Source organism: Pseudomonas sp. GM33 (assembly GCF_000282295.1).
In the GTDB taxonomy this organism is placed as follows: Bacteria; Pseudomonadota; Gammaproteobacteria; order Pseudomonadales; family Pseudomonadaceae; genus Aquipseudomonas; species Aquipseudomonas laurylsulfatiphila.
The window spans coordinates 13496-32946 of the sequence record NZ_AKJO01000086.1; the positions used below are offsets into that span (position 1 = coordinate 13496).

Annotated in this window: 17 protein-coding genes; 12 read left to right on the plus strand and 5 right to left on the minus strand. The window is 59.0% G+C overall.

The features are described 5' to 3' along the window. Window positions 1–72 precede the first annotated feature (72 nt). Complete coding sequence (locus PMI26_RS14695) at window positions 73–1239, minus strand: aminotransferase-like domain-containing protein (protein ID WP_007974916.1); 1167 nt, start codon at window positions 1237–1239, stop codon at window positions 73–75. Window positions 1240–1321: 82 nt separating this feature from the next. Between PMI26_RS14695 and PMI26_RS14690 the strand changes: the two genes are divergently transcribed. From PMI26_RS14690 to PMI26_RS14680, 3 genes are all read left to right on the plus strand, one after another. Further along, the gene (locus PMI26_RS14690; protein ID WP_007974917.1) at window positions 1322–1768 is read left to right on the plus strand and encodes a MarR family winged helix-turn-helix transcriptional regulator; all 447 of its coding nucleotides are present in this window, start codon (window positions 1322–1324) and stop codon (window positions 1766–1768) included. Between the two features lie 336 nt (window positions 1769–2104). After that, on the plus strand, window positions 2105–3454 hold the full coding sequence (locus tag PMI26_RS14685) for an NCS2 family permease (protein ID WP_007974918.1): 1350 nt from the start codon (window positions 2105–2107) through the stop codon (window positions 3452–3454). A gap of 72 nt (window positions 3455–3526) precedes the next feature. Further along, window positions 3527–4153, plus strand: a complete 627-nt coding sequence (locus PMI26_RS14680) for a LysE family translocator (protein WP_007974921.1) — start codon at window positions 3527–3529, stop codon at window positions 4151–4153. 194 nt (window positions 4154–4347) lie between these two features. Here the strand turns inward: PMI26_RS14680 and uraH are convergent, their stop codons facing one another. Then, complete coding sequence (uraH, locus tag PMI26_RS14675; RefSeq protein ID WP_007974925.1) at window positions 4348–4701, minus strand: hydroxyisourate hydrolase; 354 nt, start codon at window positions 4699–4701, stop codon at window positions 4348–4350. A 434-nt stretch (window positions 4702–5135) separates the two neighbouring features. Between uraH and puuE the strand changes: the two genes are divergently transcribed. The 8 genes from puuE to PMI26_RS14635 all read left to right on the plus strand — a co-directional run bounded on the left by puuE (window position 5136) and on the right by PMI26_RS14635 (window position 13305). Beyond that, window positions 5136–6062, plus strand: a complete 927-nt coding sequence (gene puuE / locus PMI26_RS14670) for an allantoinase PuuE (protein WP_007974927.1) — start codon at window positions 5136–5138, stop codon at window positions 6060–6062. Further along, window positions 6059–6574 carry a 2-oxo-4-hydroxy-4-carboxy-5-ureidoimidazoline decarboxylase gene (gene uraD / locus PMI26_RS14665; RefSeq protein WP_007974929.1) on the plus strand — a complete coding sequence of 172 codons (516 nt, stop codon included), beginning with the start codon at window positions 6059–6061 and terminating at the stop codon, window positions 6572–6574. The genes puuE and uraD overlap by 4 nt, the downstream gene beginning before the upstream one ends. 89 nt (window positions 6575–6663) lie before the next feature. After that, entirely contained in the window at window positions 6664–7659 is a 996-nt protein-coding gene (alc, locus tag PMI26_RS14660; RefSeq protein ID WP_007974931.1) for an allantoicase, read from the plus strand. 124 nt (window positions 7660–7783) lie between these two features. Then, window positions 7784–8287 carry an ureidoglycolate lyase gene (locus PMI26_RS14655; protein ID WP_007960046.1) on the plus strand — a complete coding sequence of 168 codons (504 nt, stop codon included), beginning with the start codon at window positions 7784–7786 and terminating at the stop codon, window positions 8285–8287. 50 nt (window positions 8288–8337) lie between these two features. Then, window positions 8338–9636, plus strand: coding sequence for a urate hydroxylase PuuD (locus tag PMI26_RS14650; protein ID WP_007974933.1), 1299 nt, complete (start codon window positions 8338–8340; stop codon window positions 9634–9636). 192 nt (window positions 9637–9828) lie between these two features. Next, window positions 9829–11187, plus strand: coding sequence for a nucleobase:cation symporter-2 family protein (locus tag PMI26_RS14645; protein ID WP_007974934.1), 1359 nt, complete (start codon window positions 9829–9831; stop codon window positions 11185–11187). Window positions 11188–11356: 169 nt separating this feature from the next. Further along, window positions 11357–12142: an outer membrane protein OmpK gene (locus tag PMI26_RS14640; RefSeq protein WP_007974936.1), complete on the plus strand. Its 786-nt coding sequence runs from the start codon at window positions 11357–11359 to the stop codon at window positions 12140–12142. A gap of 377 nt (window positions 12143–12519) precedes the next feature. After that, window positions 12520–13305: an outer membrane protein OmpK gene (locus tag PMI26_RS14635; protein ID WP_007974939.1), complete on the plus strand. Its 786-nt coding sequence runs from the start codon at window positions 12520–12522 to the stop codon at window positions 13303–13305. 91 nt (window positions 13306–13396) lie between these two features. Here PMI26_RS14635 and PMI26_RS30110 read toward each other — a convergent pair whose 3' ends face one another. The 3 genes from PMI26_RS30110 to PMI26_RS14625 form a co-directional block, all read right to left on the minus strand. Continuing rightward, window positions 13397–16180, minus strand: a complete 2784-nt coding sequence (locus PMI26_RS30110; RefSeq protein WP_007974940.1) for an RHS repeat domain-containing protein — start codon at window positions 16178–16180, stop codon at window positions 13397–13399. 72 nt (window positions 16181–16252) lie between these two features. Next, a complete protein-coding gene (locus PMI26_RS14630; RefSeq protein ID WP_007974942.1) occupies window positions 16253–17422 on the minus strand; it encodes a patatin-like phospholipase family protein in 1170 nt (389 codons plus the stop codon). 164 nt (window positions 17423–17586) lie between these two features. Then, entirely contained in the window at window positions 17587–18519 is a 933-nt protein-coding gene (locus PMI26_RS14625) for a lipid A biosynthesis lauroyl acyltransferase (protein WP_007974944.1), read from the minus strand. 118 nt (window positions 18520–18637) lie between these two features. Here PMI26_RS14625 and minC point away from each other — a divergent pair, with 118 nt between their 5' ends. Then, a complete protein-coding gene (gene minC / locus PMI26_RS14620; RefSeq protein WP_007974945.1) occupies window positions 18638–19375 on the plus strand; it encodes a septum site-determining protein MinC in 738 nt (245 codons plus the stop codon). Window positions 19376–19451: the final 76 nt, after the last annotated feature.

Below are 19451 nucleotides of genomic sequence, written 5' to 3' on the forward strand. Positions count from 1 at the left end.
GCGAAGAGGCCGGCACAGGCACCGCAAACTTCAGACAAAAATAAACCGGCCCTTGCGCCGGTTTATTTGTTTTCAGGCCGCTTGCGCCGCCTGCGCCTGTCGCACCACCGCCGCCAGCCGCTTGAGCCCCTCCTCCAGCCGCGCCGGGTCAATGTGACTGAAATTCAACCGCAAATACCCCGGATGGTTATCCGGATCGGGGAAGAACGGCTCGCCCGGCATGAACGCCACATCCTTGGCCAACGCCGCATTGAGCAAGGTTCGAGTGTCCAGCGGCTGCTTGAGCTTCAACCAGAAAAACAGCCCGCCCTGTGGTTCGTTCCAGTCCGCCAGATCAGAAAAGTGGGTTTGCAGTGCCCGCTGGAACGCATCCCGGCGCACCCGGTAAAAATCCCGTAGCTCACTGCGATGCTGCTGATACTTCTCGGTTCCGATCCATTGCAGCGCCTGCCACTGGCCTACCCGGTTGGTGTGCAGGTCCGCCGACTGCTTGAGTTTCAACAGATGGGGAAACAGGTCCGGGCTGGCAATCAGATAGCCAACGCGCAAACCCGGCAACAGGGTTTTCGACACGGTCCCGGTGTAGATCCAGCTGGCTTTTTTCAAACGACCGGCAATCGGCGTGGCGCTGCCACCGTCGAAGGTCAGCTCGCGATAAGGCTCGTCTTCGATCAGGGTGACGCCGAACTCGTCGAGCAGTGCTGCCACCGCGTCGCGTTTGGCTTCGCTGTAACGTACCGCCGAAGGATTCTGGAAGGTCGGGATCAGGTAGATGAAGGCCGGGCGGTGTTGCTCCAGGCGAGCGCGCAGTTCTGCCAGGTTCGGCCCGTCAGCCTCCAGCGGCACGGTCAGGCAATCGGCGCCGAACAGCTGGAAAATCTGCAATGCCGCCAGATAAGTCGGCGCTTCGAGCAGGATTTCGGTGCCCTTGTCGATGTAGAGCTTGGCGGCCAGATCCAGAGTTTGCTGTGAACCACTGACCACCAGTACCTGGCTTGCCTCACATGCCACACCCAGCGCTCGCGCCTCGACGGCCAGCGCCTCACGCAGCGCCGGTTCGCCCTCGCTCATGCCGTATTGGCCCATGGAAAGCGGCATCTCGGCCCAATCGACTTTCGGCAACATGGCTTCGGCAGGCAAACCGCCGGCAAACGACATCACCTGCGGGCGCTGGGCCGCGGCAAGGATTTCACGGATCAAAGAACTTTTAAGGCGCGAGACACGTTCGGAAAAAGCCATGGGGATCACCGGTAGCGAGGCATGAGGAAAATGAGTCAAACTTGTTGACCGAAATTACGCTTCTTCGAATGGATACGTCAACATGCTTGACCTTAAAAACCCGCTTTCCCAACAGCAAGCCATGGAAGCGTTTTTCTTCGGCTACCAGGCTTTCACCGCCAAGGCCGATGAAATGCTCGAACGCCGCGGCCTGAGCCGGGTGCATCAACGCATCGTGTTTTTCATCGCCCGCTATCCGAACCTGAGCGTCAAGGAACTGCTGGCCTTGCTTGGCGTGAGCAAGCAAGCGCTGAACATGCCGTTGCGGCAATTGCTGGAGATGCATCTGGTCGAGAGCGTCGCGTCCGAGACGGACAAGCGTAAGCGTCTGCTGGAGTTGACTGCTGAAGGCGTGCGGTTTGAGCAGGCATTGAGGCGTGAGCAGGTGAAATTGCTGGAGCGGGTGTTTGCCGAGGCTGGGGAGACGGCGGTGAATGGGTGGCTGGCGGTGAATCTGGCGTTGGGGAAAAGTCAGGCCCATACCGACTGAATTGCTGATTTTGATGCTGGCTGTTCCGGCCTCTTCGCGGGCAAGCCCGCTCCCACAGTGATGGGTGGTGTTCACAAATCTTGTGCCTGACCGGGTTTCCTGTGGGAGCGGGCTTGCCCGCGAAGGGGCCGGAACAGGCGATATATCCCTAAAGCCAAACTTTTCGTCGACAAAACCAAAAACATTATTTGCATTATTTGTATACAAAAGCATAATCCACTTCGTGCGAGTTCCTGACCAAGCGGTCAACAAATTCGCAAGTGCCTCAAAGGGCCGCTGCCACCCTCATGGGTCCGGCCCTGGAAATAACAATAAAACTCTTGAGGAGTATTCGCTGTGGAAAGCCGCAAATCCGAAGCATCGACGCTGGATCTCTCGCCGCCATTACGCACTGGCTTGCTGGAGCGTCTGTTCAAACTCAGCTTGCACGGCACCACGGTGAAGACCGAGCTGATTGCCGGTCTGACAACCTTCATCACGATGGCTTACATCATTTTCGTCAACCCCAACATCATGGCCGACGCCGGGATCGATCACGGTGCGGCATTCGTCGCCACCTGTATCGCTGCGGCCCTCGGTTGCCTGTTGATGGGCCTGTACGCCAACTGGCCGGTCGGCCTGGCGCCAGGCATGGGGCTCAACGCCTTCTTCACCTACACCGTGGTCGGCACCATGGGCTACAACTGGGAAACCGCCCTCGGTGCGGTGTTTGTGTCCGGTGTGTTGTTCATGATCCTGACCTTCTCGCGGATCCGCGAATGGCTGCTCAACAGCATTCCGGTCAGCCTGCGCTTCGCCATGGGCGCCGGCGTGGGTCTGTTCCTGGGGCTGATCGGCCTGAAAACCGCGGGTATCGTCGTCGATAGCCCGGCCACGCTGATCAAGCTCGGTTCCCTGCGCGAACCCGGCCCGCTACTCGCCGCCGTGTGCTTCCTGATGATCGCCATCCTCAGCTATCACAAGGTGTTCGGCGCGATCCTCATCAGCATCATCACCGTGACCCTCGCTGGCTGGGGTCTGGGCCTGGTGCACTACGAGGGCATCATGTCGGCCCCGCCAAGCCTGGCTCCGACCTGGATGGCCATGAACGTCGCCGGCGTGTTCAACGTCAGCATGATCAGCGTGGTCCTGGCGTTCCTCTTCGTACACATGTTCGACACCGCCGGCACCTTGATGGGGGTTGCCCAGCGCGCCAACCTGGTGGGCGCTGACGGCAAGATCGAAAACCTCTCCCGCGCCATGAAAGCCGACAGTGCTTCCAGCGTATTCGGTGCAGTAGTCGGCGTTCCACCGGTCACCAGCTACGTGGAAAGTGCTGCCGGTGTCGCTGCGGGTGGTCGGACTGGTCTTACCGCAGTCACCGTGGGTGTGCTATTTATAGCGGCAATGTTTTTCGCACCACTGGCCGGCATGATTCCCGCCTATGCCACCGCGGGCGCACTGATTTATGTCGCAATGCTGATGATGGGCGGCATGGCCCACATCGAATGGGATGAAGCGACCGACAGCATTCCGGCGATCGTCACCGCAATCATGATGCCACTGACCTTCTCAGTCGCTGATGGCATCGCGCTGGGCTTCATCACCTACGTGGCGTTGAAGGCCGGCACCGGCAAGTACAAGGAAATCTCCGTCAGCCTGTGGGTGCTCTGCGCGATCTTCATCGCCAAGTTCATCTTCCTGTAAGCCTTACGCGGGACCCGCTTCAAAACAGCCTCACCCCGTCGGGTGAGGCTTTTGTGCAAATGGAGGAAAGTGATGAGTCTGGAAACCTGGCTGCTGTTCAGCGGCGCTGCGCTGATAGTGATCCTGATCCCGGGGCCGCTGTCTTTGCTGATGATCAGCAACAGTCTGAATTACGGCCTGCGCCGCTCTTACCCGGCCTTTCTCGGCGGCGTGTCCGCATCGATCTGCCTGCTGAGTGCTTCGGCGCTAGGCCTGGGTGCGTTGTTGCTGGCGTCGGAACAGCTGTTCAACGCCCTGAAGATTCTGGGTGCCCTTTACCTGTTCTACCTCGCCTGGCAGAGCTGGCAGCAATCGCGCCTGCCTTCCCATGGCGCTGAAGTGCCACAGGCTGCGCCGGTGCCACGCTTTCGTGCGCTGTTCGGGCGTGCGTTCATGCTGGGCGCCAGCAACCCGAAGGACATCCTGTTCTTCGCCGCTTTCCTGCCGCAGTTCTTGAGTGCCGAACAGCCGTTCCTGCCGCAGCTGCTGGTGATGATTGCGACCTGGACCCTGCTCGACCTGCTGTGCAAGCTCGCCTACGGCCTCGGCGCCCATGGTGCGGCGCGGTATCTGCGCAGTGGCAAGGGGCAGAGCTGGTTCAACCGGATCAGTGCCGGGTTGTTCAGTGGTGCGGGGGCTGCGTCCCTGCTGAGCCGCTAAACAGCTGTAGGAGCGAGCTTGCTCGCGATGGACGTCAACGATGACGCGGGCCATCTGAATGCCCGCGTTGTCTGGGCCTCCATCGCGAGCAAGCTCGCTCCTACAGACGAAAAAAAGCCCGCAGTGTGAGCGGGCGAAAGACCAAAGAAGCTATATGCGCAGTCGCTTCCAGGGTGCAGCAGCTGCCTGGGGGATCAGCTGCCGCGATAGGTGGAGTAGCTGTAAGGCGAAATCAACAACGGCACGTGGTAGTGATCCTGCTCGGCGGAGATGCCGAAACGCAGCACCACGACATCCAGGAAGGCCGGCTCCGGCAGCTTGACGCCGCGGGCGCGGTAGTAATCGCCGGCATGAAACTGAACCTGGTAGACCCCGGTGCGGTAGTCATCGCCTTGCAGCAGCGGTGCATCGACACGGCCATCGCTGTTGGTTATCGCGCTGGCGACCAATTCCAGGTGCGATCCTTCAACACGGTACAACTCGACCTTGATCGAGCTGCCCGGGCAACCGTGTGCTGCGTCCAAAACGTGTGTAGTCAAACGTCCCATTGATTCTGCGCGCCTGCCTGCGTGGAGCAGTCAGACTTCGCGCCTCCCGAAGTCAGTTGAAAAGGAGACCGCACCGATTCGGAGCACGAAAAGTTGCGGCGAGCGACTGATTAAGACACTTTTCAAAAAAATTGTACACAATAAAAACGACATTTTTCGCGCCATACCCGGCACCTGCACATTTACCGCCGATTTCCCGCCGAACAGCACAGTCCATGAAGCCTTCATCAAATTACTGACCAGTCAGGCAGATTTCTTGCAGGCTCACGCCAATAGCAGTAAAAGATGACAGTCGGTTAAAAATGCAAAAATTCAGGCTTACAAAGTGAATATAAAGTTGTATACAATCAGCCCATCGCTGTGACGCCAGCCTGCCACCCAATCTTCAGCTACGTCACACCAACCGTCATCATCGAACAAGAAGGAAGCCTGCAGTGAGCGCTGACTACCCACGCGACCTGGTCGGTTACGGCAGTAACCCTCCTCATCCACACTGGCCGGGCAATGCCCGTATTGCCCTGTCGTTCGTACTCAATTACGAAGAAGGCGGCGAGCGCAACATCCTGCACGGCGACAAAGAATCCGAAGCCTTCCTGTCGGAAATGGTGTCTGCCCAGCCGCTGCAAGGCGCGCGCAACATGAGCATGGAATCCCTTTACGAGTATGGCAGCCGTGCCGGCGTATGGCGGATCCTGAAGCTGTTCAAGGAATTCGACATTCCACTGACCATCTTCGCCGTGGCCATGGCCGCCCAGCGTCACCCGGACGTGATCCGCGCCATGGTCGATGCCGGCCACGAGATCTGCAGCCACGGCTACCGCTGGATCGACTACCAGTACATGGACGAAACCCAGGAACGCGAGCACATGCTCGAAGCGATCCGCATCCTCACCGAAATCACCGGCGAACGCCCGCTGGGCTGGTACACCGGCCGCACGGGTCCGAACACCCGTCGCCTGGTGATGGAAGAAGGCGGTTTCCTCTACGACTGCGACACCTACGACGACGACCTGCCCTACTGGGAGCCGAACAACCCGACCGGCAAGCCGCACCTGGTGATCCCGTACACCCTGGACACCAACGACATGCGCTTCACCCAGGTCCAGGGTTTCAACAAGGGCGACGACTTCTTCGAATACCTCAAGGATGCGTTCGATGTGCTCTACGCGGAAGGCGCCGAAGCACCGAAGATGCTGTCGATCGGCCTGCACTGCCGCCTGATCGGCCGTCCGGCGCGTCTGGCTTCGCTCAAGCGCTTTATCGAATACGCTAAAAGTCATGAACAGGTGTGGTTCAGCCGTCGCGTCGACATCGCGCGCCACTGGCAGGAAACCCACCCGTACCAAGGGGCCGCAAAATGAGCGCCTTTCAAACATTGAAACCATCGACATTGAGCCGCGACGCCTTCGTCAAAGCCTTCGCCGACATCTACGAACATTCGCCATGGGTGGCCGAAAAGGCCTTCGACCTGGGCCAGGACGCCTCGATCGACGAGATCGAAACCCTGCACCAGCGCATGAGCGACATCCTGTTGAGCGCCGATCACGAAAGCCAGTTGGCTCTGATCAACGCTCACCCGGACCTGGCCGGCAAAGCCGCCGTCCAGGGCGAGTTGACCGAAGCCAGCACTAATGAACAGGCTGGCGCCGGTATTCACCAATGCACGGCCGAAGAGTTCCAGCGCTTCACCGAGCTGAACGACGCCTACAAAGCCAAGTTCAAGTTTCCCTTCATCATGGCGGTAAAAGGCAGCAACCGGCATCAGATCCTCGCAGCGTTCGAAACGCGCATCCACAACCCGGTCGACACCGAGTTCAAGTGCGCGCTGGCGCAGATCAACAAGATCGCCCTGTTCCGATTACTGACCCTATAGCAAGCCTGGCCCAGCGAATTCAAGAACGCCGAATCCGCACAGGGCCTCGCAAGCATCCCAAGCCACTTATTTAAAGGCAGACAAGAAGAATGAAAGCTTACGCCGTACCTTTCGAGAAGTTCGTCAACCTGGCCGACGCCCGCCTGGGCACCAAAATCATCTCGGTCACCGATGACTGGTTCGCAGACGCCAACCGTCTGTTCCAACCGACCCCGGCCGTATGGAAGGAGGGCGTGTTCGATGACAACGGCAAGTGGATGGACGGCTGGGAATCGCGCCGCAAGCGCTTCGAAGGCTTCGACAGCGCCGTGATCCGCCTGGGCGTACCGGGTTCGATCAAGGGCGTCGACATCGACACTTCATTCTTCACCGGCAACTTCCCGCCATCGGCGTCCCTGGAAGCCTGCTTCCTGGCGTCGGGCGAGCCTGATGAAAACACCCAGTGGACTGAAGTGCTGTCCGCCGTCGAGCTGCAAGGCAACAGCCACCACTACCACGAAATCAGCAACGACCAGGCCTTCAGCCACCTGCGCTTCAACATCTACCCGGATGGCGGCGTGGCTCGTCTGCGTGTGTACGGCGTGCCGTTCCGCGACTGGTCGGCCATCGGCGACAACGAGCAAGTCGACCTGGCCGCGGCCCTCAACGGTGGCCGCGCCCTCGCCTGCTCCGATGAACACTTCGGCCGCATGAGCAACATCCTCAACCCGGGCCGTGGCATCAACATGGGCGACGGCTGGGAAACCGCGCGTCGCCGTACCCCGGGCAATGACTGGGTCATCGTCGCGCTGGGTCATGCCGGTGAAGTCGAGAAAGTCATCGTCGACACCCTGCACTTCAAGGGCAACTACCCGGACAGCTGCTCGATCCAGGGCGCCTTCGTGAAGGGCGGCACCGACAGCCAGATCGAAACCCAATCGCTGTTCTGGCGCGAACTGCTGCCAAGCCAGAAGCTGGAAATGCACGCCGAACACACCTTTGCCGAGCAGATCAAGGCACTGGGCCCGATCACCCACATCCGCCTGAACGTGTTCCCGGATGGTGGTGTGAGCCGCCTGCGCGTATTGGGCAAGGTCGCTAAATAAGCGCTGAACCCAATCGCGAGCAAGCTCGCTCCCACAGGTTTTGTGAACGCCACAGTCCACTGTGGGAGCGAGCTTGCTCGCGATGGCGTCAAAACAAACAACACAGAATTCGGATTAGAACAGCATGCGCACACTGACGATTGAACCGCTGACCAAAGAAGCCTTCGCCCCTTTCGGTGACGTGATCGAAACCGACGGCAGCGATCACTTCATGATCAACAACGGTTCGACCATGCGCTTCCATAAACTGGCCACGGTCGAAACCGCTACGCCAGAGGACAACGCGATCATCAGCATCTTCCGCGCCGACGCGCAGGACATGCCGCTGACCGTCAGCATGCTGGAGCGCCATCCGCTGGGCAGCCAGGCTTTCATTCCGCTGCTCGGCAACCCCTTTCTGATCGTGGTCGCGCCACTTGGCGATGAACCTGTATCAGGCTTGGTCCGCGCCTTCGTCACCAACGGCAGGCAGGGCATTAATTACCATCGCGGCGTCTGGCACCACCCGGTGCTGACGATCGAAAAGCGGGATGACTTCCTGGTGGTTGATCGCAGTGGCACAGGCAATAACTGCGATGAGCATTTTTTCAAAGAGGATGAGCGTTTGATCCTCGCCCCCCACCAATAAGAGAAGGTCTGATCACTCGACAACAGAGTGACAGGCGAGAGGTAAAGACTGTGGAAGCACATCTGTTGGAATGGCTGAACCTGAGCGTGCGCTGGGTTCACATGATTACTGGCGTGGCCTGGATCGGTGCGTCGTTCTATTTCGTCTGGCTGGAAAACAACCTCAACCGGGTCAACCCGAGAACCGGCCTGGCCGGCGATTTGTGGGCGATCCACGGCGGCGGTATCTACCACCTGGAAAAATACAAGCTGGCCCCACCGACCATGCCGGACAACCTGCACTGGTTCAAATGGGAAGCCTACTTCACCTGGATGTCGGGGATCGCGCTGCTGTGCGTGGTGTTCTACTCCAACCCGACGCTCTACCTGCTGGCTCCGGGCAGTACCCTGAGCGGTCCTGAAGGCGTGGCCATCGGTATCGGCTCGCTGTTCATCGGCTGGTTCGTCTACTCCTTCCTGTGCGACTCGGCCCTGGGCAAACGCCCTGCCCTGCTTGGCTTCATCCTGTTCGTGCTGATCATCGGCGCGGCCTATGGCTTCAGCAAGGTGTTCAGCGGTCGCGGTGCGTACCTGCACGTCGGCGCGATCATCGGCACCATCATGGTCGGCAACGTGTTCCGCATCATCATGCCGGCACAGCGCGCACTGGTGGCGGCGATCGCCGAGAACCGCACGCCGGATCCGGCCCTGCCGGCCAAAGGCCTGCTGCGTTCGCGTCACAACAACTACTTCACCTTGCCGGTGCTGTTCATCATGATCAGCAACCACTTCCCGAGCACCTACGGCAGCCAGTACAACTGGTTGATCCTGGCCGGGATCGCGGTACTGGCAGTGTTGGTGCGTCACTACTTCAACACCCGTCATGACAGCCACAAGTTTGCCTGGACGCTTCCAGTCGCAGCCGTCGGCATGATCAGCCTGGCTTACGTCACCGGCCCTGCACCGCTGAACAGCCCGGAAGTGGCCAAGGCACCCGCGAAGATCGAATACCAGCCGCTGCCGGAAACCGCAGTGGGCGGTGGTTTGAAACCCGCTGAAGCCAAACCTGCAGAAACGCCAGCCGCTCCGGCGCAAGCGTCCAACGCCGGCCCAGGCTTTGACAAAGTGCACAGCGTGATTCAGGAACGTTGCGCGGTTTGCCACTCGGCCAAGCCCACCAGCCCGCTGTTCAGTGCGGCCCCTGCCGGTGTGATGTTCGACACCCCCGAGCAGATCCGCCAGAACGCACCGCGGATCCAGGCGCAAGCCGTCACCAGCCAGATCATGCCACTGGGCAACATTACACAGATGACCCAGCAGGAACGTGACCTGATCGGTGCCTGGATTGTGCAGGGAGCCCAGACCAATTAATCGTTAAAAGCTTCGCGAGCAGGCTCGCTCCCACACAGGCAACACAGATCCTGTGGGAGCGGGCTTGCCCGCGAAAGCGTCAGGTCAGTCAACAACGATGTTGAATGTTATGGCCTCTTCGCGAGCAAGCCCGCTCCCACAGGTTTGCCTGACGCACAAAATCACAAGAATAAAAAAGATCCGAGGTGTTGCATGTCCGAGCTATCCGCAGCGCGCATCCCCGACGCACCCGCCATTCAGCGTTTGCCCCTCTTGCAACTGATCCTGGTCGGTTTGCAACATGTTCTGCTGATGTACGGTGGCGCCATCGCGGTGCCGCTGATCATCGGACAGGCCGCTGGCCTGAGTCGTGAAGAAATCGCCTTTCTGATCAACGCCGACCTGCTGGTGGCCGGCATTGCCACCATCGTCCAGTCCCTCGGCATCGGCCCCATGGGCATTCGCATGCCGGTGATGATGGGGGCCAGTTTCGCCGCCGTCGGCAGCATGGTCGCCATGGCCGGCATGCCCGGTATCGGCCTGCAAGGGATCTTCGGCGCGACCATCGCCGCCGGTTTCTTCGGCATGCTGATCGCGCCGTTCATGTCCAAGGTCGTACGTTTCTTCCCGCCGCTGGTGACCGGCACGGTCATCACCTCGATCGGTTTGTCGCTGTTCCCCGTGGCCGTGAACTGGGCCGGCGGCGGTGCCAGCGCCGCTCAATTCGGCTCGCCGATCTACCTGACCATCGCCGCCCTCGTGCTGGGCACCATCCTGTTGGTCCACCGTTTCATGCGCGGCTTCTGGGTCAATATTTCCGTGCTGATCGGCATGTGCCTGGGCTACGTGCTCTGCGGCCTGCTCGACATGGTCGACCTCAGCGGCATGGCGCAGGCGCCATGGCTGCAATTCGTCACCCCGCTGCACTTCGGCATGCCGAAATTCGAACTCGCACCGATCCTGTCGATGTGCCTGGTGGTGGTGATCATTTTCGTCGAGTCCACCGGGATGTTTCTTGCGCTGGGCAAGATCACCGGCCAGGAAGTCTGCCCACGGATGCTGCGTCGCGGATTGCTGTGCGATGCCGGCGCCTCGTTCTTCGCCGGGTTCTTCAACACCTTCACCCACTCCTCCTTTGCCCAGAACATCGGCCTGGTGCAGATGACCGGTGTGCGCTGCCGCTCCGTGACCATCGTCGCCGGCGGCTTGCTGATCGTCCTGAGCCTGCTCCCCAAGGCCGCATTCCTGGTGGCCTCGATCCCCCCGGCCGTCCTGGGTGGCGCAGCGATTGCAATGTTCGGCATGGTCGCCGCCACCGGGATCAAGATTCTCCAGGAAGCCGACATCGGTGACCGTCGCAACCAGTTGCTGGTGGCGGTGAGCATCGGCATGGGCCTGATCCCCGTGGTGCGCCCGGAGTTTTTCGCCCACCTGCCTGTGTGGATGAGCCCGATCACCCACAGCGGCATCGCCATGGCCACCCTCAGCGCGCTGACGCTGAACCTGCTGTTCAACATCCTCGGTGGCGCCGAACGCGCGGCCATCAACGACTGCCAAGCACACCAACATTGACTGAATAGGCACTGCCCCCTGTAGGAGCGAGCTCGCTCGCGATGAACGCAAGAACACCGCGTTCATCCAGCTAACACGCGTAATCGTTAGCGACCATCGCGAGCAAGCTCGCTCCTACAGGGGCAAGGGCTGCCTGCGCCTTAAAAATAAAAACAAGAGGGAGCAACAGATGATTCGGACACAAACCAACCTGCTGTTGGGTGCTGGCCTGCTGGCTGCGAGTCAGGCCATGGCCGGCGATTTACTGCTGTGGCAAACCAACAGCCTGAGCTATCTGTACGGCAAGGATTTCGTGGTCAACCCGTCGATCCAGCAGACGATAACCTTCGAACACGCCGATCGCTGGAAGTACGGTGACAACTTCATGTTCATCGACAGCACCTACTACAACGGCGAGAAAGACCGGAACAAAGGCGTCCACGCCTACTACGGCGAGTTCAGCCCGCGCCTCTCCCTGGGCAAGATCCTCGACCGTCGCTTCGAATTCGGCCCGATCAAGGACGTGCTGCTGGCCATGACCTACGAGAACGGCGAAGACGACACCGAGGCCTACCTGATCGGCCCCGGATTCGACCTCGCGGTACCGGGCTTCAATTTTTTCACCTTGAACTTCTACTACCGCCAGACCGAAGGCTCGCGTCCCGGCGACGACGTCTGGCAGATCACGCCGGCCTGGTCCTACACCCTGCCACTGGGCAACTCGAACCTGTTGATCGACGGCTACATGGACTGGGTCGTGGATAACGACCAGAACGCCCATGGCACCTATCACGCCAACCTGCACTTCAACCCGCAGATCAAGTACGACCTGGGCAAAGCCCTGGGCTGGCGGGAGAAACAGGTGTACGTCGGCGCCGAATACAGCTACTGGAAAGACAAGTACGGCATCGAAAACAGCGGCAAATTCGACACCAATGAAAACACCACCAGCCTGCTGGTGAAGGTGCATTTCTGATGTTGCCCCGCAACCGTGCGCCAAACCTGTCGTCGGTGCGCCGTTGCGGAGCACTTGAGACCTGGCCGAGGAGTCAGTATTCTCCGCGGCCGCCCGAATCCGGTTTAAAAAAAAGCCCGGATGTAAAACCTGACCAGCAGGCCAACTTATCCCGGCGCTGGCAGGCACCAAGGCACCCCAAAACCCCTCTCAATCGACTGCTCTTGAGCCGTCGAGCGGGAGTTTTTTTGCTTTTTGAAAGCCTTGGCTCAGCTCTTGCTAACAGCACCAAAGCTGACCGACTGGATGATTTTTTACCGCTACGGAAACAGGCGCCACACCAGAGCGCCGACCTTAAAAAAATAACGTGGAACCACCTACTTTTTGGGAGCAACCGAATGAAACGTACGTGCACTAGCCTGATGCTGGCGGGGTCGATGCTGGCCGGGGGCCAGGCCATGGCCGGCGATTTGCTGCAGTGGCAGACCAACAGCCTGACCTACCTGTATGGCAAGGACTTCCAGGTCAACCCGCGCATCCAGCAGACGGTGACCTTCGAACACGCCGATGGCTGGAAGTACGGCGACAACTTCTTCTTCATCGACAAGATCTTCTACAACGGCAAGGAAGACCACTTCGCGGGTGAAAACACCCACTATGGCGAGCTCAGCCCGCGCCTGTCGTTCAACAAGATCTTCGACCAGAAGTTCGAGTTAGGCCCGATCAAGGACGTTCTGCTGGCCATGACCTACGAGTTCGGCGAAGACGACACCGAGTCGTACCTGATCGGCCCTGGCTTCGACCTGGCCATCCCGGGCTTCGACTACTTCCAGTTGAACTTCTACAACCGTCACACCGAAGGCGACCGCCCGGGCGACAACATCTGGCAGGTCTCGCCGGTCTGGTCCTACACCATCCCGGTGGGTGAATCGGACGTGCTGATCGACGGTTTCATGGACTGGGTCGTCGACAACGACGTCAACAGCAAAGGCGAATACCACGCCAACCTGCACTTCAACCCACAGGTCAAATACGACCTGGGCAAGGCGCTGAACCTGGGTGCCAAGCAGTTGTACGTCGGTGTCGAGTATGACTACTGGAAAAACAAGTACGGGATTGAAGACAGCCAAGGCTTCAAGACGGATCAGAGCGTGACCAGTTTCCTGGTTAAGGTTCACTTCTAATCAAGATCCGCTTTGTCAGCATGTTTGATGCCTCATTCAAAAATAGAACGGCTCAAGCATGCTGACATTTTAAAAAGACGAACTGACTAATTCAGCTTTTTGTAGCTGGCCCAGCCACCACATCAAATCGATTACTAACTCTCCGCAAAGCGGTAAAAGCCTCGACCACATAGTTAGAAATGGTCCCCGCATCATTCATTAAAAACCTGGTCCTTCGTGACGGTTCTAACGCCATAGCAAACTCGATCCCCAACTGCGATTTACTGCCAAAATACTGCATCAAAGATTTATCAGATAAGGATTTTCGTGAACGCGCGGCAATTTCAGAGTCAAAACTTCCAACCCACAACTCGTATTCTTTCATGTGAGATAAATTTTCTGCGACCATGGGATACCCTCTCTCATACGGCATTATTTCATGAGCGCCCAGCGCATCAATAGCGGCCGCATGGAGTAGAGCAACATGCAATGTCTCGACGCTGTTCAATTCCTTTTCCGAAATAGCCATTCGTTTATAGGGATCAAATGGGAGAATACGTACCCCTGCGTAGAGCTTCTTAGAGGCACCCAAGACATTACCGACCACCGTTAGCGGATCGGAACGTTCAACCAACACATTATATTGCAAGTTATCACTGTAAAACTCCAATGCACCCCGCAACGTTTTTAAGTTAGAGATCAGATTATCAAAATCGACATCCATCCCAAAATTATCCACAGCAAGCCCTCTGGCCAGCACAAGCTCCGGAACAATCTCCTCCTTAGTAAATTCCAACTCGCTTAAAACCGTATTTAAGCTTGCGACTGCATTATCATAGCCACTCCTGACAACTTTTCTTGCGTCATCCCCGTACTCTCCTGCTATAGCATCCAACTCACCAATACCACCATAACCAAGAGAAACCCTGAGCTCGGGCCAATACAACCCGTTTTTATCCGATCGACAAACAGGGCTATCACCACAAAAAGAAAACAGATTTAGCCCATTAATATCTTTCGCTGGATCAGGACTCACCCACCTTTGTAACCAAGGCGCATAATAACGAAACCCATAATAATAAAGCCCCGTCGCATCCCGTTCTTTACCCGAGTAACGAATTGTCTTGTACTTAGCTTCGGTCTCGCTTGCCCCCGCCCACACCGCTGTCCCACCAAATGGGTAATAAACTTCCCTACTCAGCAGCGCTCCCAGTTCATCCAACTCCAGCGTGCACGAGTTCAGATGGTCACTCAGGCAAAAACGTAATTGGTCATTGCGTACGCCCCTGGGCAATTTCTCAACCCAGTGCAAGGCCCGCACACGGCCAAGCCCCGCCTCGACACTGAGCACATGCCGCTCTTCGCCGTTAGCCGTATCCCGATGGATTTCCAACCCCGGCAAGTAACGTACTTCAGCACGCAGTGTGCGACGAGCCGTCTCGGTGAGTCGGACTTTTCTCAGTCGATGCCCGGGACTGTCGTAGAAATAACACTCGGTATCGTCGGGCCCATCCTCACGCCGCACCATCGTCACGCGACTCAATTGATTGCGAATGTCCCAACTCATTGCCTGACCGCGCAACAGTTCCCGCTGATTGCCATTGGCATCGAAGCCATCCGCCAGATTGCCTTCCTCCGCAACGCTGCGATTGCTGTCGGGCGAGGTAAACATCTCAAACGTTTCCGCACCGCTATGGTGACGAGTCTGCAAATTGCCGGCAGCGTCGTAGTTGAAGGATTGCGTGTAATTGCGCAGTTGGTTGGGGTCCAACGGTGTGGTTTGCCAGGCAGGTAATGCGGGACCATGACCGGGCTGGCTGACTTCCCGGCCAGTGGCTTCAACCAGTTGATACAGGCTGTCATAGCGATAGCGGTTGATCGGGTCGATCCGCTGATGATTGAAATAGCGCGTCAACGCCACCTTGTCTTCGACACTTGAGATATTGCCAACCGGATCGTAGGCATATTCGAGGTGCTGAAGCGGCTCGCCTCGGGCATCGCAAGAGAGCAATCCGGCCAGCCGCCCATCTTCAGCCGCGTACCGGGCTGCAGTCAGGACGCCATTTGCCGCAAGCTCACTTTCAACCTTGCCAAGGGCGTCATATCGGATGTCACCCACCAGTACTTGAGGAGGGCCGGAAGCGCCAGCCAACCTCAGTCGGGTTTCCAGCAACTCGCCAGACAGGTTGTAAGCGAAGGTTCGCATGTTTTCCCTGGCGTCCGTCTGGCAGAGCATTTTCCCTGAAGGCCCATGCTGTTGAACGGTCCTGAAAACCTCGTCCTCCAGGCGCGCATCGGCGGATTCGGCCGACCAATCCGGCGGGTCCAGATCGAGCATGAAGCGGGTTTCTTCCGCCAGAAGCCAACCACCCACGCCATATTCGCAAAGGCTGTGCCGGCCAGCCGGATGGTCATGGCGAATCAGTTGGCCACATTGGTTATAAACAGCAGACTCTTCTCCCGCACCGCCGTAAGCAAAACGCTCGGAGACGCGCGACATCTCATCCCTCATCTGCTCAGTCACGCTCGTCGGACGCTGAAGCCCATCGAACTCAGTGTGCCGCTGGCTCCCGCGACCGTCCCAGAACGAGCGCGCCATACCGGCCTGATCCAGCAAACTCAGTTGCCAACCGGCATCGACGCTGTCGACCAGCAGAGGCTGACTTTGTAGATTGTGCGTCGTGGCGAGGTTCGGTCTTGGCGCGGTGCCCCACAATCGTGGATCCCAGGAAGCCACCAGCCGTCCGGCAGCGTCAAAGTGATTGCGGGTGATGCGAGTCTCAATGGACGGGTTCCGTGGATGACGGCAATAGGCGACATTTCGCACAGCCAAACCGCGTGAATCCACCACCGACAGGCTCGGTGTGTGAGCATCAATCCATTGTGCAGCCGCCATCTTCGAACCCTCTGCCTGAGGGCTTCAATCTGATGAAAAAACCTGACCACAGCTACTGTCAGATCTGACAGTTCAAACGGCCTCAGCCACCGAGAGCCCGAGAAACCGGCTCAACTCTCCGCGCTTGGCCAACGCATCTCGCCGCCCCAGTTCGATCAACTCGCTGCAGTACCCCGCCTCGAACAACAGATAGCTCAGCACCCCTGCCCCGCTGGTCTTGGTCGCGCCCGGTCCGCGTAAAAACAAGCGTAATGCCGGCGGCAATTCCTGACGATGTCGTGCGGCAATCTCGTCGATCGGCTGGCTCGGTGAAATCACCAGCACGTCCACCGGCGCCACGCCCAATGCGCGAGTCGGTGTGCCGTCAGGCATCAGGTGACTGAACTGGTTCAGGCGCTGCAACAGCTCGATGTCACTTTCCAGGCTGTCAATGAACGTACTGTTGAGCATGTGCCCACCGATCTGCGCCAGTGTCGGCTGCTGACCGGTGTAGCTGCGCTGCAAGGGTTGTTGCGGGTCGATACCGCGGGGGTTGCCGCTGACGCCCACCACCAGCACCCGACTGGCGCCCAGATGCAGCGCCGGGCTGATCGGTGCCGACTGACGCACTGCGCCATCACCGAAATACTCTTCGCCGATTTTCACCGGGGCGAACAGCAGCGGAATCGCCGAACTGGCGAGCAAGTGTTCAACCGACAGTTGGGTGGGAACGCCAATGCGTCGATGACGCAACCAGGCATCGATCTTGCCGCCACCCTGATAAAAGGTGACGGCCTGGCCGGACTCATAGCCGAACGCCGTGACCGCCACCGCATGCAATTGCTTCTGGGCGATCGCTTCGGCGATGCCACCCATATGCAGCTTGTCGTTGAGCAGATCCCGCAGCGGCGAACTGTTGAGCAGCGCCACCGGAACCTGGGAGCCGATGCCGAGCAAACTGTGGCTGACAAAGCGAGTGGCCTGGCGAATGACCCCGGGCCAGTCGCTGCGCAATACCAGAGGGCTGCGAAAGCCCTGCCAGAAGGCCGTCAGGCGTTGGATGGCATGACGAAAGTCGATTGCCCCGCTGGCGAGGCTGACGGCGTTGATCGCGCCCGCCGAGGTGCCGACGATCACGGGAAACGGATTGCTCGCCCCCGGCGGCAGCAATTCGGCAATCGCCGCCAGCACCCCGACCTGATAAGCCGCCCGAGCCCCGCCGCCGGAAAGAATCAGCCCTGTAACCGGTTCAGCTGGACTCATGCACAACTCTCCATGGTGCTTGATGGGGTTTCGTTATTACGGCCTGTTCCCTTGTGGGAGCGAGCTTGCGAGCGATGGTTATGAAAATTCTGCGGAGTGTCAGATGCCCCGCGTAATCGTTGACCACCATCGCGAGCAGGCTCGCTCCTACAGGGGATCGGGGTTCAACGGCGTTTGGCGTACAGCTTCGGCTCGCCCGGTGGACGGCTCTTGAAGCGGCGGTGGGCCCACAGGTATTGCTCGGGATATTCGCGCAGGACGCCTTCGATCCACTGGTTGATGCGAATGCAGTCTTCTTCCTCGGTTTCACCGGGGAAGCCTTCGAGCGGCGCATGGATCACCAAGCGATAACCGCTGCCGTCCGCCAGGCGTTCCTGGGTGAACGGCACCACCAGCGCCTTGCCCAGCCGCGCAAACTTGCTCGTGGCGGTGACGGTCGCCGCCTGAATGCCGAACAGCGGCACGAAGATGCTTTGCTTGGCGCCGTAGTCCTGATCCGGTGCATACCAGATCGCGCGGCCCGAGCGCAGCAACTTGAGCATGCCGCGCACGTCTTCACGCTCTATCGCCAGCGAATCGAGGTTGTGCCGCTCGCGGCCCTGGCGCTGGATGTAGTCGAACAGCGGATTCTTGTGCTCGCGGTACATGCCGTCGATGGTGTGCTGCTGACCGAGCAATGCCGCGCCGATTTCCAGCGTGGTGAAGTGCAGCGCCATCAGGATCACGCCCTTGCCTTCGCGCTGGGCCTGCTGCAGATACTCCAGCCCTTCAACGTGAGCGAGACTCGCCAGGCGTTTGCGCGACCACCACCAGCTCATCGCCATCTCAAAAAATGCGATACCGGTGGAGGCGAAGTTTTCCTTGAGCAGGCGTTTGCGTTCGGCGGCGGTTTTTTCCGGAAAACACAGTTCCAGGTTGCGCTTGGCAATGCGCCGTCTGTCGCCGGCCACGCGATACATCAATGAACCCAGGACGCGACCGATCCACAGCAGTGCCGGATACGGCAACTGGACGATCAGCCACAACAGCCCCAGGCCACACCACAGTGGCCAGAAACGTGGAGATAGAAATGCTTTTCGAAAACGCGGGCGGTCCATTAATGCTTCCGGAATGACAATGGCCGCGCATTCTACATCGTTCGACCCGGCTTGCGGCCTGCGGGCGTTCTCGTTATAAGTCTCGGCACTTTTAGTGACAAGTCGTTGTATGCCGACCATGAGCCAAACCGAACCGCTAGACCAAGATCCCGTGTTCCAGTTGAAGGGCAGCATGCTGGCCATTACGGTGCTGGAACTGGCCCGTAACGACCTGGAAAGCCTTGATCGGCAACTGGCCGCCAAGGTCGCCCAGGCGCCCAACTTCTTCAGCAACGCGCCACTGGTACTGGCCCTGGACAAACTCCCGGCCAACGAAGGCGCCGTCGATCTGCCCGGCCTGATGCGCGTGTGCCGCCAGCATGGCCTGCGCACCCTGGCGATCCGCGCCAGCCGCATCGAAGACATTGCCGCCGCCATTGCGGTCGACCTGCCGGTGCTGCCGCCCTCCGGCGCCCGGGAGCGTCCACTGGACCTGACCGAAGGCGAACCGAAGAAAAAACCGGAAAAACCGCCCGAGCCGACCATCAAGCCGACCAAAATCATCACCTCGCCGGTACGCGGTGGCCAGCAGATCTATGCCCAGGGCAGCGATCTGGTGGTGATCTCCTCGGTCAGCCCGGGGGCGGAACTTCTCGCCGATGGCAACATCCATGTATACGGCCCGATGCGTGGTCGTGTGTTGGCCGGCGTCAAGGGCGACACCAAGGCGCGGATTTTCTGTCAGCAAATGAGTGCTGAACTGATCTCCATCGCCGGGCATTACAAGGTTTCCGAAGATCTGCGCCGCGATCCTCTGTGGGGTTCGGGTGTGCAGGTCAGCCTGTCCGGCGACGTGTTGAACATCATTCGGCTTTAACGGATACTGCCGCATTTTCCAAGCATCTCTAAAACGTAGCGAAAACGGCTCAAACGAAGTAGGAAAAGGCCGAAAG